This is a genomic window from Pseudarthrobacter siccitolerans (assembly GCF_001046895.1).
Taxonomy (GTDB): Bacteria; Actinomycetota; Actinomycetes; order Actinomycetales; family Micrococcaceae; genus Arthrobacter; species Arthrobacter siccitolerans.
The window spans coordinates 46,392-59,081 of sequence record NZ_CAQI01000025.1 but is presented as its reverse complement, the minus strand read 5'-3'; the positions used below and the strand labels follow the sequence as shown (position 1 = coordinate 59,081).

Annotated in this window: 9 protein-coding genes; 4 read left to right on the top strand and 5 right to left on the bottom strand. The window is 63.3% G+C overall.

Annotation, left to right across the window (positions count from 1 at the left end):
* Positions 1 to 273: 273 nt before the first annotated feature.
* From ARTSIC4J27_RS00760 to ARTSIC4J27_RS00750, 3 genes are all read right to left on the bottom strand, one after another.
* Positions 274 to 765, bottom strand: coding sequence for an ASCH domain-containing protein (locus tag ARTSIC4J27_RS00760; protein ID WP_152683732.1), 492 nt, complete (start codon positions 763 to 765; stop codon positions 274 to 276).
* Positions 752 to 2,329, bottom strand: coding sequence for an MDR family MFS transporter (locus ARTSIC4J27_RS00755; RefSeq protein ID WP_050053301.1), 1,578 nt, complete (start codon positions 2,327 to 2,329; stop codon positions 752 to 754). The genes ARTSIC4J27_RS00760 and ARTSIC4J27_RS00755 overlap by 14 nt, the downstream gene beginning before the upstream one ends.
* Before the next feature lie 602 nt (positions 2,330 to 2,931).
* Positions 2,932 to 3,684, bottom strand: a complete 753-nt coding sequence (locus ARTSIC4J27_RS00750; RefSeq protein WP_050053300.1) for an SDR family NAD(P)-dependent oxidoreductase — start codon at positions 3,682 to 3,684, stop codon at positions 2,932 to 2,934.
* Between the two features lie 701 nt (positions 3,685 to 4,385).
* Here ARTSIC4J27_RS00750 and ARTSIC4J27_RS00745 point away from each other — a divergent pair.
* On the top strand, positions 4,386 to 5,420 hold the full coding sequence (locus ARTSIC4J27_RS00745) for a LacI family DNA-binding transcriptional regulator (protein ID WP_083435234.1): 1,035 nt from the start codon (positions 4,386 to 4,388) through the stop codon (positions 5,418 to 5,420).
* A 130-nt stretch (positions 5,421 to 5,550) separates the two neighbouring features.
* Here the strand turns inward: ARTSIC4J27_RS00745 and gdhA are convergent, their stop codons facing one another.
* Entirely contained in the window at positions 5,551 to 6,888 is a 1,338-nt protein-coding gene (gene gdhA / locus ARTSIC4J27_RS00740) for an NADP-specific glutamate dehydrogenase (protein ID WP_050053298.1), read from the bottom strand.
* A gap of 200 nt (positions 6,889 to 7,088) precedes the next feature.
* On the opposite strand from gdhA, the gene ARTSIC4J27_RS00735 reads away from it, so the two are divergent.
* Genes ARTSIC4J27_RS00735 through ARTSIC4J27_RS00725 form a run of 3 tightly spaced genes read left to right on the top strand, consistent with a single transcriptional unit; the run spans position 7,089 to position 10,629 of the window.
* Positions 7,089 to 7,781, top strand: a complete 693-nt coding sequence (locus ARTSIC4J27_RS00735; RefSeq protein ID WP_083435233.1) for an AmiS/UreI family transporter — start codon at positions 7,089 to 7,091, stop codon at positions 7,779 to 7,781.
* A gap of 42 nt (positions 7,782 to 7,823) precedes the next feature.
* Positions 7,824 to 9,719 carry an amylosucrase gene (locus ARTSIC4J27_RS00730; protein ID WP_050053297.1) on the top strand — a complete coding sequence of 632 codons (1,896 nt, stop codon included), beginning with the start codon at positions 7,824 to 7,826 and terminating at the stop codon, positions 9,717 to 9,719.
* A 52-nt stretch (positions 9,720 to 9,771) separates the two neighbouring features.
* Positions 9,772 to 10,629, top strand: coding sequence for a prephenate dehydratase (locus ARTSIC4J27_RS00725; protein ID WP_050053296.1), 858 nt, complete (start codon positions 9,772 to 9,774; stop codon positions 10,627 to 10,629).
* Here ARTSIC4J27_RS00725 and ARTSIC4J27_RS00720 read toward each other — a convergent pair.
* Positions 10,611 to 12,521 (bottom strand): FAD-binding monooxygenase, encoded by a 1,911-nt coding sequence (locus ARTSIC4J27_RS00720; RefSeq protein WP_050053295.1) that lies wholly within the window; start codon positions 12,519 to 12,521, stop codon positions 10,611 to 10,613. The two genes, ARTSIC4J27_RS00725 and ARTSIC4J27_RS00720, sit on opposite strands and share 19 nt — an antisense overlap.
* Positions 12,522 to 12,690: the final 169 nt, after the last annotated feature.

The following is a 12,690-nucleotide window of genomic DNA, read 5'->3' as shown; positions in this document are numbered from 1 at the left end:
GATTGTCACTGGCAGAGCAAAACTGCATACGTATCCGCTGATGGACCGCCAGTGCGATACCCCTGCTGTCACACCACCGCCAACAGTCAACACCTGACCAGTGAGCACGGCGGAGGCCAGACTGATCAGCGTAAACGCGAGTCCACGAGCTCCTGGAGGCCTCCAAGCTCGCGACGTGAGTAGATGTCCTTCGTTGGGCGAAGGGATAGATTGTTCTTCGTCGGGCAATGCTCAGACATGTCCGGCGGCACTCACGTCAGCCATGGAACGTACTTACTCGACCAGATGGAAGAACCTGACGACAACAGGTGTGTCGTCAGTAATGCTCCAGTTGGGATCAGACGTCGCACCCTGGATAGCGGCAGCATACGATTGCCAGCCCTGGACGTGCACACGGCGCCAGTCTTCGATGCCCTCAAAGAATCCGCCCTCCGCGCTCGAAACGTCCTCTCCGACGTCCGCGAGTGGCATGATCCTCACTTCGTCGATCTCGATGATGCCGGCGACGCTGCCGTTGGAGTCGACAACCTCGTATCGATCGCCAGGTTTCGAGATTTCCTTCTGTTCAAGGTCGAAGATCGCGGCGAGTCTGCTTGTTGCGGTCTTCTTACCACTCAAGACAGACGCGATTATCCGATCCCGCAGTTCGCCTGGCTGTACGAATTCGATGCGTTGCATTTTCTTTCTTCGCCAGACGTCGCCAGACAGGTTCGCCCGGGTAACGGGTTCGATCACATCTGGCTCGTCGCCCTCACTTTCGGTCATCAGCTGCCCCCGCGCTAAGGGCGTCGGGCACGAGGTCACGTTCGATGGTTGTCTTCAGCGGCACTTCCTTCACAAAGCACAGCAGCACCAACGCGATGAGGGCAAGCGGCGCCATCCACAGCATGAGAGGGGTGAGCGCGTCGTTGTAACCGTGCACAACGATGTCGCGCACCGGCGCCGGCAGCTCAAGCACAACCTGCGGCGTGAGCGACGAGATGTCACCGACCCGCGGTTCGGCGTCCGATGGCAATCGCTCGCGCATGATGTCGATCAGCCGCAGGGCGAACAGGCTGCCAATGACGGCACTTCCCAGCGACGCACCGATCTGACGAAAGAACGTGTTCGCCGCAGTCGCCGTACCCACGACTCGGTCCGGGAATGAGTTCTGCACGATCAGCAGCAGGATCTGGAGGTTCACGCCCAGCCCCCAACCCAGCAGTCCGATCTCGACGCAGAACCACCAAAGCGGTGTCTCGGGTGTCATCGTGCCCAGCAGGACGAGAGCGATAGCAATGAATGCCGCGCCGGTGATTGGCATCCACTTATATCGCCCGTACTTGCTGACAAGCCAACCGCTCAACAGGGATGCGACAATCATCATGGCCATCATCGGCACCATAAGAAGGCCTGTCGATGTGGCATCCGCCCCAAAGGTCATCTGCAGGTACGTCGGCAAGTATCCCATCGCACCGAACATGGTGACGCCGACCAGCAGGCTCGCCGCGGTCGTGAGATTGAAGTTGCGGTCCCGAAACAAGGCGGGCGGAATGATCGGCTCGGTCGCCCGGCCCTCGATGAGAACGAACAGCATGGCCAGGACCGCGGTAGCCGCGATCAACGACAGGATTACAGGCGAGGTCCACTCGTAATCGTTACCCGCCCACGACGCCACCAGGATCAAACACGCCATCGCCCCGGCAAGCGTCATAATGCCGTATACGTCGATCTTCGGCCTCGAGCTAATACCCTTCGGTAAGTGCAGTAATGTGATCGCCGCGAGAAGCGCCAGCGCGCCAAGCGGGACGTTAAGCCAGAAGGTCCAACGCCAGCCAACTTCTTCTGTAAGCCAGCCACCCAGCAACGGACCGGCGACCGACGCCACTGCGAAGACCGCACCCATGATGCCCATGTACTTGCCGCGTTCACGCACCGGCACGACGTCGGCGATGATCGCATGCGACAGGATGATCAGGCCCCCACCACCGAGCCCCTGCACAATGCGCCCTGCGATGAGCACACCCATGTCGGGAGCGAGCGCGCCGATCACAGAACCGAAAATGAATGCGATGATCGCGAAGATCATGGGCCCTTTGCGTCCGATCAGGTCGCTCATCTTGCCGTAGATCGGCATCGTGATGGTCGAGGCCAGCATGAATGCGGTCATCACCCACAGCATCTGGTCGACACCGCCGAGCTCTCCCACCATTGTTGGCATCGCGGCGCTGAGTACCGTCTGGCTCAACGCAGCGAGGAGCATCGCGAGCACCAGTCCGATAATAAGCAGGACGATCCCGCGCCTCGATTCGTGCGAGCGGGGGTGTGGAACAGTCCGGGAATCGGTCATGGCAGCGTACGCAGTACCTCTCGAAGTGTATGTATGGCAGCATCTTGCGCTGCTCGAGTAGCTTCTCGTCGCTAGGCGTGAATACACCGACCATCAGCGAAAGCATGTCTCCGATGAGATCGTTCGACTCTCCGGAGCGGAACTCGTAAAGCTCATCGTCGGTCTGCAGGCCCTCATGCAGCCCGACGATCCCATCTTCCTTCGTCGGGTAGTAACGCGGCGTCGATCGTGGAAGCAAGAAAAGCCTCCCCCGAGCAGGCCTCCGAACTGGCCTGCCGTGCCGCAGACGGTGTCTCCGCACAACGCCTGCCCGGGATTACGAGATCAGCAGGGAACCGTCTACCAGTACCTGCGCAAGCCACCAAGGCTCCTGCCTATTTTGCTGCTCAGAGCCAGGCAGGGAACGGGTGATTTGAAGTAAAGCGCCCTTGGCGAGACCAGCTTTGACGCTGCAATCAGGTTTCGACGACGGACCGGAGGACTTTGGTCTCTCTGGCCCGCCGTCGCTGCGACGTCATCCACACAATGCCCGAAGCGGAACCCTCTGCTAAGGCGAACTTTCCCAAGCCGCTAAAAAGCATAGGGACAACCCCCGGCTGAGCCTACTGAGGCGCCATGCGGAGCGCCCCGTCCATGCGCACCGTTTCGCCGTTGATGTAGTCGTGTTCGGCGAGCATCATCACGAGTTGTGCAAACTCGTCGGGCCGCGCAAGCCGTCCGGGGAAGGGAACACCCGCAGCGAGTCGCGCCCTGTAGTCGTCAGCCACGGTAGCCAGCATCGGGGTGTCTACTATTCCGGGGGCGATCGTGTTCACCCGGATTCCGGACCGTGCAAGGTCTCGAGCGGCCACAATCGTCATCGCGGCGACTCCGCCTTTCGATGCTGAGTATGCGATCTGTCCGATTTGACCTTCGAACGCCGCAACGGAGGCGGTGTTGATGATGAGGCCACGCTGGCCGTTTTCATCCCCGGATTTTTCGCACATTTTCTCGGCCGCGAGGCGCATCACGTTGAACGTGCCAACGAGGTTGATATCGATGGTTCGCTGAAATGTCGCGAGATCGTGGGTGCCTTTAGATGACAGGATCCGACGAGCCGGCCCAATCCCCGCGCAGTTGACAGCCAGGCGAAGAACGCCATCTCCGACTGCATCGAGCGCCGCCCTCACCTCATCCTCTTTCGTAACATCCGCGGCTACGTAGGTCAGTCGATCCTTACTGGGGGCCTGTTCAATAGAGGAAGGCAGATCAATGCCCACCACGGCGGCGCCTCTCGCGAGGAGGGCATCCACGGTTGCCGCACCCAGCCCGGATGCGGCTCCCGTCACGAGGGCGGTTGTGTCTTTCAGTTCCACGATTCTCCTTCGTCCAAAATCATCAATGACATATGCTCGGCATCCGCGGCAGACTCCGTATTCAATTCACGTCAAGCTACGGGAGGTGTCCGATTCCTGTTCGCGGAATGGCACAATCATCTCGGCCGCGCCGGCATGGAAATCGGTCTGCGGTATCACGCCCAGACCACGCTGAGCCGCACTGCCGTCGATGAGCGCCGTTTCCCAACCTCTGGAAGTGGATTCGTGAGAAATACACGCACCAGGAACCCAGTAGTTTGATCCCGGGCTGGTCACTAGTGCTATGCAAACGAGTGACCAGCCTGGGCATGCTTGAGAGGTTACCGGCCATTGAATACGATGTCAATCAGGTCGGGGCCCAGCTGAAATCCGACGGAGATTGGCGGAATATGATGTGTGCTGCTTGGCTCGGCGCAGGAGCTTTTAACTACGGAATGTGAGGTCTCGGCAGATCGGTGACGGTTCTGCCTCAGGACATCGGCCCCGGCAACCACCACTGGTTCGGCAAAGACCACAGCCGCCGGCGCGGGTGCGCCTGGCCTTGGCATCGGGGAAGAACCGGGATTATATTGGCCTGGGCGCTTCGGCTAGGACTGTGCCGTCCCCGCACTGCTGCGGGGTTATGCGCCCGGGCAGTCCCGATTGAATACGTTCGTCGTTCGACAGCCAAGGTCGCCGGGTTGGACGCTAGTATCTGTGGTGTGACCATTACAAGTGAAAAAGACATCTTGACGAGCAGAGACATCGCGCGGATGAGCGGCGTGTCTCAAAGTACAGTGTCGCGCGTCCTGAGCGGACACCCCAATGTCTCGGCGAAGACCCGCGCCGCGGTCACGGAGATCCTCAATCAGACCGGGTTTGTGCCTAACGCCTCCGCTCGAGCAATGCGTACTCAACGCTCAAGGTCGATCGGTGTGGTCGTGTCTACGCCTGTTAACTTGTATGGGCTGGAAGTGATGGGACAGGTGCACGAACACGTGGCCCGTCACGGCCTCCGTTTGAGTGTGTGGCTTGCCGATGTTGATGGTAACGCCCCGGATGCCTTGCAGGCGCTGCGCGAGCGGTCCGTCGACGGCTTGATCTACACCGCAGCGGTGGATCATATGCCGGAGCTTGAGGCCGACATAAATGCCGGCGCACCGATCGTGCTCATGGGGCGAACGGTCCGCGGCGTGGCTACGGACACAGTGGCCGGAGCGAACGCCCAAGGCGGCCGCCGGGTAGCTGACTACCTGATCCAGCATGGCCGTCGTGACATCGCATGGGTGGGAGGCCGCGCGTTCAGCCCAGGGCGTGAAATCGAGCAAGGTTTCCGGAATCGGCTCGCGAGCCTCGGGGCCCCAATAGACGAAAGTCGCGTCGTCTACGGAGACCTTTTCTACGCTTCCGGCGAGGCGGCAGTCGAGCAGCTATGGAATAGCAAGAGCAAACCCGACACGATCTTCTGCGCGAACGATCTCGTCGCATACGGCGTACTTGACGCCGCCCGCAAGTCCAACATCCGTGTACCGGAGGACCTCTGGGTGATCGGGTACAACAACATTCCGATCTCGGGCTGGGCTGCGTACGACCTAACCACGGTGTATCAGCCGATTGCAGACATGGCGCGGGTAAGCGTAGAGCTGCTCCTGCAGCGGATTGAGGGAAAACAAGGGCCCTCGCCACAGCGGCGACGGCTCGAGGGGAAGCTCATCGTTCGAGGCTCCACCGCCCACGCGCCCCACGAGTCGAGTTGAGACGAAGCCTGGACGCGGCCCGCTTCAGCCGCACGCTCCGCGACGCCTCCGGCCTGTCCCCCACCAGCTGGCGCCGCCAGGCCTGATCCAACGCGGGGCGTACGACGGCGGGCTGGCGCCGGCTTGGAGCCTAGATCAGCCCCTGTGCCAGCATGGCGTCGGCAACCTTGACGAACCCGCCGATGTTCGCGCCCAAGACATAGTCCCCGGGGGCACCGTATTCCTCGGCGGTTGCGGCACACAGGTCATGGATCCCCACCATGATGTCCGTCAGGCGCTGCTCGGTGTGTTCGAAGGACCAGGAATCGCGGCTGGCGTTCTGCTGCATCTCCAGGGCGGAGGTGGCAACGCCGCCGGCATTGGCTGCCTTGCCCGGTGCAAACAGGACGCCTGCCTGCTGGAAGACCGCGACGGCGTCGGGTGTGCTCGGCATATTGGCGCCTTCGCCCACGGCGAGCAGGCCGCCGCGCACCAGGGCAGCGGCAGCATCGCCGTCGAGCTCGTTCTGCGTTGCGCACGGCAGCGCGACGGTGGCGCCGGCATCCCACACGGAGCCGCCGTCAACGTACGCAGCACCCGGCTTGCGGACGCCGTACTCCTTGAGCCGGGCGCGCTCCACTTCCTTGATCTGGCGCAGCAGGGGAACGTCAATCCCCGCCTCGTCGATGATGTAGCCGCTGGAGTCCGAGCAAGCGACCACCATGGCGCCCAGCGCCTGGGCTTTTGCGATGGCGTTGATGGCCACGTTCCCGGAACCGGAGACCACCACCCGCTGCCCGTCGAATGACAGCCCCCGGGTTTTGAGCATTTCGCCGGTGAAGATGACCGTCCCGAATCCGGTGGCTTCCGGCCGGACCAGGGATCCGCCCCAGGAGATGCCCTTGCCGGTGAGGACGCCGGATTCGTAGCGGTTGGTGATGCGCTTGTACTGGCCGAAGAGGTAGCCGATTTCACGCCCGCCCACGCCGATGTCGCCGGCCGGAACATCGGTGTACTCGCCGATGTGGCGGTAGAGCTCGGTCATGAAGGACTGGCAGAACCGCATGACCTCGGCGTCGCTGCGGCCACGCGGATCGAAGTCGGAGCCACCCTTGCCGCCGCCGATGGGCATGCCGGTCAGGGCGTTTTTGAAGATCTGTTCAAAGCCCAGGAATTTAACGATGCCAAGGTTCACCGAGGGGTGGAACCTCAATCCGCCCTTGTACGGACCCAGCGCGGAGTTGAACTCCACCCGGAAGCCGCGGTTTATCTGCACGCGGCCTTGATCGTCCATCCAGGGAACGCGGAAGATGATTTGCCGCTCAGGTTCGCAGAGCCGCTCCAGGATGGCTGCTTCGAGGAACTCCGGGTGGCGGTCGTGGACCGGCCCGAGGCTCTCGAAAACCTCCGTGATGGCTTGATGGAATTCCACTTCACCGGGGTTTCTGGCCAGGACTGTATCCCTGATGGCCTCCAGCCGAGCATGCATGAACTTTTCCTTACGTGGCCGAACGAGGGATGGCACACGCAGGGCGGCACCGTCCCAAAGGTTTATGTTTCAAGTTATCCGATTAAGACTGCGGACTGTTAGGCGGGTATTACAGATTCCGCTAATCTCCGTATTGTGACAGAAATTTTCCACCTTATGAAATACTTACCACGCGGGTCTCCCAAGAGCGGGGCGTCCTGATGCCGCACATCTGCCTCCTCCTGTCCGGCGCTGCACTGCTTATCAACGGCCTGGCCGCCCTCGGGCACGTTCCCCGCCGCGACGCAGCCGTGTTGAGCCTGGCGGTGGGGTTCGTACAGCTGGTGCTCGGCGTCGTCGTCCTGTCGCCGGGCCCGTCTGCGGGCGGAGCGCTGACAGCTGCCGGCATGTTCCTGTTCGGCCTGACATATCTCTATGTGGGCCTGGACTTTCTGCTGGACCTGGGCGCAAAGGGCCTGGGCTGGTTTTGCGGCATGGTGGCTTGCGTTGGGCTGCTCCTCGCGGCGGCCTGGCTTGCCGAGGATCCCCTGCTGGCCGTTCTCTGGCTGGGCTGGTCCCTGCTGTGGGGTTTGTTTTTTGTCTCGATGGCCCTGGGCCTGTCCAGGGTGGACCGGTTCACGGGCTGGGCGCTGGTACTGACCAGCCAGGTGAGCGCCACCGTCCCGGCCTTCCTGGGGCTCGCCGGGCTGTGGCCGCGCAGCCCGGTTGTTGCTGCCGCTGCAGCCGCCTTGCTTGCCGGACTGTTCGCCGCCGCCGGCATACTGGCGTTCTCCAGTACCTGGCGGGGGTGGATCGCGAGGAAATCGCAGCTTCCCTCGAAGAAGTGCACCAAGTCCTGCTGTTCCGGACCGGTTCCGCCACCTGAACCGCACCTCCATGGCATACTGCCCTAGATCAGGGATTGCCGGACCCGCCGGCCGGAAGGGGCCCGTTTTATGCAGGAACTCGCCAGTGTGGACGAGACAGCGCGGCAGCATGTCGTGGAGGCCATGGCCCGGGCGGACGTCAGCGCCGGAAGTGACTTTGAGGGCCGGTTCGACCGGCACTTCCCGGACCTCCTCCGGCTCTTCCATGCGCTGTACGCTTCCCGCGACGACTGGCTGGACCAGCTCACCTCGTTGGTCCTGCAGTGTGCGCGCTCGTGGCAGGAACGCCCGGCCGGGTTGAAGGCGATCGACGCCGAGCGGGAGGCGAACCCCGGCTGGTTCCTGGCCAACAGCATGCTGGGCGGCGTTTGCTACGTTGACCGGTATGCCGAAAGCCTGGAGGGAGTCCGGAGCCGCATCCCGTACTTCAAGGAACTGGGCCTCACCTACCTGCACCTGATGCCGCTGTTCCTGGCACCCGAGCCGCACTCCGACGGCGGCTACGCGGTCTCCAGCTACCGCCAGGTCAACCCGAAACACGGCAGCATGGAGCAGCTCCGGGATCTGGCCGCGGAACTGAAGGCCAACGGGATCAGCCTGGTGGTGGACTTCATCTTCAACCACACCTCGGACGAACATGAGTGGGCCAGGCGTGCTGCCGCCGGTGATCCCGAATTCAGCGACTACTACTGGATCTTCCCGGACCGCACCATGCCGGACGCCTTCGAACAGAACGTGCGGGAGATCTTCCCCGAGAACCACCCCGGTTCTTTTATCCGCATGGAGGACGGCCGCTGGGTGTGGGCCACCTTCCACACCTACCAATGGGACCTGAACTACTCCAACCCCGACGTGTTCCGCGCCATGGCTGGCGAAATGCTGTTCCTGGCCAACCAGGGCGTGGACATCCTGCGCATGGACGCGGTGGCGTTCATCTGGAAACAGCTGGGCACCCCCTGCGAAAACCTTCCCGAAGCCCACACCCTGCTGCAGGCCTTCAACGCCGTCTGCAGGCTCGCGGCGCCGTCCCTGCTGTTCAAGTCCGAGGCCATCGTGCACCCGGACGAGGTGGCCCTCTACATCGACCCCGCCGAATGCCAGATCTCCTACAACCCGCTGCAGATGGCCCTGATCTGGGAGGCCCTGGCCACCCGTGACGCCTCGCTCCTGGCCCAGGCACTGGAGCGCCGGCACAACATCCCGGACGGCACCTCGTGGGTGAACTATGTCCGCAGCCACGACGACATTGGCTGGACCTTCGCGGACGAGGACGCCGCGGAACTGGGCATCAACGGCTTCGACCACCGGAGGTTCCTGAACTCCTTCTATGTCAACCGCTTCCCGGGCAGCTTCGCCCGCGGTGTGCCCTTCCAGGACAACCCCAAGACCGGGGACTGCAGGATTTCAGGCACGACGGCGTCCCTGTGCGGCATGGAAGCCGACCCGGCTAAGGCGGTGGAGCGGATCCTCCTGGCCCACTCGGTCGCCTTCAGCACCGGAGGCATTCCGCTGCTGTACCTCGGCGACGAGGTGGGCCAGGTGAACGACTACGGCTACGCCGATGAGCCGGGGCACGAAGCGGACAGCCGCTGGGTCCACCGGCCGCATTACCCGGCGGAGCAGTACGCCCGCCACCAGGACCCTGCCACCCACGAAGGCGCGGTCTTCGCCGGCTTGAAGCGGATGATCGAGGTCCGGGCGGCCACGCCTGAACTTGCTGGCACCCGGCTCATCGACTTTGCCACCCACAACCGCAGCGTCCTGGCCTACCAGCGCCCCGGTTGGCAATCCTGGATCCTGGCACTGGCCAACTTCAGCGACCAGCCCCAGTCCCTGCCCGCCGAAACATTCTCCGGATACGCAAGCGCCGCCGTCGACCTTCTCTCCGAAGCCGGCCTGCAGCTGGACGAGGGCGTCACGCTCCTGCCCCGCCAGTACCTCTGGCTGCGCGTCACCCCCGCGTAGCATCGCGGGCCTGTTTTCCCAACGGGCCCGCGCGCGTGAAACCATACGGATCATGGCCTCCAAGATTGCGTACCAGGGTGAGCCCGGCGCCAACTCCAATATTGCGTGCAAACAGATGTTCCCGGACATGGAAAGCGTGCCCTGCGCGAGCTTCGAGGACGCGTTCGAGCTGGTGTCCAGCGGCGAAGCGGACCTGGCCATGATCCCCATCGAGAACTCGATCGCCGGGCGGGTGGCGGACATCCATATCCTGCTGCCCCAGTCCAACCTGCAGATTGTGGGCGAATACTTCCTGCCCATCCACTTCGACCTGCTGGGCATCCCGGGCAGCACCATCGGGGACGCCACCGAGGTCCACAGCCACATCCACGCCCTGGGCCAGTGCCGGAAGCTCATCCGCGAGCACGGCCTGAAGCCGGTCATCGCGGGCGACACCGCGGGTTCTGCGCGGGAAGTGGCCGAGTGGAACGATCCGCGCAAACTCTCCCTCGCTCCCCCGCTCGCCGCACAGATTTACGGCCTGGAGGTGCTGGCCTCCCGGGTTGAGGACGATCCCTCCAACACCACCCGCTTTGTGGTCCTGGCCAGGGAAACGGCGCTGCCGGCCCGGGACGAACTGCCCGGACCGGCGGTCACCAGCTTTGTGTTCCGCGTCCGCAACGTCCCGTCCGCGCTGTACAAGGCGCTGGGCGGGTTCGCCACCAACGGCGTGAACATGACCCGCCTGGAAAGCTACATGGTGGGCAACGAGTTCGCGGCCACCATGTTTATGGCCGACGTCGAAGGCCACCCCGAGGACCTGCCGCTGAAGCTGGCCCTCGAGGAACTGGACTTCTTCACCACCGAGGTGCGGATCCTTGGCGTCTATGCCGCCGCGCAGTACAGGACAGCTCAGACCGTCAGCGGCTGACCCGAGGCCTGGTGCGGCTTCAGCAGTGCGGAGAAGAACCCGCCCAGCTCGGCCGTCGCGGTGAGCGGCAGGACGTTTGCCACGTATTGGTCCGGGCGGACCACCACCACCACGCCGCCGCGGTCCAGGCCGCGCTGGTCAAAAATGTCCGCGGTGGGATCGGTGGCGTAGACCTTCTCGTAGTCGGTCAGCTTGAACGGGCCCACCTGCGGCTTGAAGACGGCGGGAACCTGTCCGATGTCCACGGCCGTGTGCGGCTGCTGGTAGATCACCTTCAGGTCGAACCAGGCGTCCGGATCAGCGCCCGACGGCGTGGCGGCCAGCGGCGAGTCCGGCGAGTTCGCGATCCACTCGGCGAAGTCGGCCACCCCTGAGTGCGCTCCTGCGGGCGCGGCGTCGGCGAAGACGTAGATGCGCCACCGCCCGTCGGCCGTGGCATGGTGGCCGAGGTGGACCGGGTTGGTGTCGCCCACACGCACCACGGGTGCCGATTTGAAGCGCTTGCCCACCGGGAAGCCCGTGGCCAGAGCCTGGTGCTTGGCGGGGGCCACCAGCATGGACGGTGCGTATTCGGTCATGAATCCGGCCGGGAACTCGGCGGTGCGCACGTAGAAATCCTCAAGGTCCGAGGGGTTTTCGAACTCCTCGGGCTTCTTGGCCATCATGGTGGACCATTCCTTGTCGAAGTCGATGAGGTTCTTCGCCACCACCTGCCGCTCGGCGGAGTAGGTGGACAGCAGGCTCTCCGGGCTGCGGCCCTCAAGCACATGCCCGAGCTTCCAGGCGATGTTAAACCCGTCCTGCATCGAAACGTTCATGCCCTGGCCGGCTTTGGCGCTGTGCGTGTGGCAGGCGTCGCCGGTGATGAACACCCGCGGAGTGCGCGTGCCGCGCTCCTCCGGCAGGACGTCGTCGAACCGGTCCGTGAGCCGGTGCCCCACCTCGTAAACGCTGTGCCACGCCACATTCCGCACGTCCAAGGTGTAGGGGTGGAGAATCTCGTTGGCCTTCTCAATGATCTGCTCGATGCTGGTGTTCCGCACCGCGTGGTGGGTGGCCGGGTCCACCTCGCCAAGGTCCACGTACATGCGGAACAGGTGGCCGCCTTCGCGCGGGATCAGCAGAATGCTGCCCTTTTCGCCCTGGATGGCGCACTTGGTGCGGATGTCTGGGAAGTCGGTGACGGCGAGGGTGTCCATAACACCCCAGGCGTGGTTGGCCTGGTCCCCGGCGAGGGTGCAGCCAATTGCTGCGCGTACTTTGCTGCGCGCGCCGTCGGCACCCACCACATACTTCGCCCGGACCACGCGTTCCTGCCCCTCGTTGGGACCCGCAGTGTGGAGCAGCGTGACGGTGACGGGATATTCGCCTTCGCTCGCGACGCTCAGGGACTGGAACTCGTACCCGTAGTCGGGCTTCAGGCGGGTGGGCGAATTGGCGGCGAATTCGGCGAAGTAGTCCAGCACGCGGGCCTGGTTGACGATGAGGTGCGGGAACTCGCTGATGCCCATCTCGTCATCCACAGCACGGGCACTGCGGATGATGTTGACGTGGTTAGCAGGATCGGGCTTCCAGAAAGCCATCTCGGTGATGCGGTAGGCCTCCGCGATGATCCGCTCCGCGAATCCGAAGGCCTGGAAAGTCTCCACGCTGCGCGCCTGGATACCGTCGGCCTGGCCGATCGCGAGCCGTCCGGGGCGGCGTTCAATAATCCGGGTGGTGAAGTTGGGGAACATCGAAAGCTGCGCTGCGGCGAGCATTCCCGCCGGACCGGTGCCGACGATCAGGACGTCAACCTCGTCCGGAAGTTCATCGGGCCGGTTCAGGCCGACGCCGGCAGCAGGCTTTACCCTCGGGTCTCCGGATACGTAACCGTGGTGGTGAAACTGCACGGGATTCCTCACTTCGTTGTGTGGCTGGGAGAGCCAAGATATTTGTTCGATAATAGAATTTGGGTTTCCATATGAGAAAACCATGCTGTGGAGCACCACTGTACGCCAGGTGTGATGCGGACGACAAGAGGATGAGAATTGGCACCAACCGAGGGGTTGACAAACGCAT

Coding starts and splice junctions, on each gene's coding strand:
- ARTSIC4J27_RS00760 (WP_152683732.1), bottom strand. CDS start 765: ATGACCGAAAGTGAGGGCGACGAGCCAGATGTGATCGAACCCGTTACC.
- ARTSIC4J27_RS00755 (WP_050053301.1), bottom strand. CDS start 2,329: ATGACCGATTCCCGGACTGTTCCACACCCCCGCTCGCACGAATCGAGG.
- gdhA (WP_050053298.1), bottom strand. CDS start 6,888: ATGCATGCTCGGCTGGAGGCCATCAGGGATACAGTCCTGGCCAGAAAC.
- ARTSIC4J27_RS00735 (WP_083435233.1), top strand. CDS start 7,089: ATGCCGCACATCTGCCTCCTCCTGTCCGGCGCTGCACTGCTTATCAAC.
- ARTSIC4J27_RS00730 (WP_050053297.1), top strand. CDS start 7,824: ATGCAGGAACTCGCCAGTGTGGACGAGACAGCGCGGCAGCATGTCGTG.
- ARTSIC4J27_RS00725 (WP_050053296.1), top strand. CDS start 9,772: ATGGCCTCCAAGATTGCGTACCAGGGTGAGCCCGGCGCCAACTCCAAT.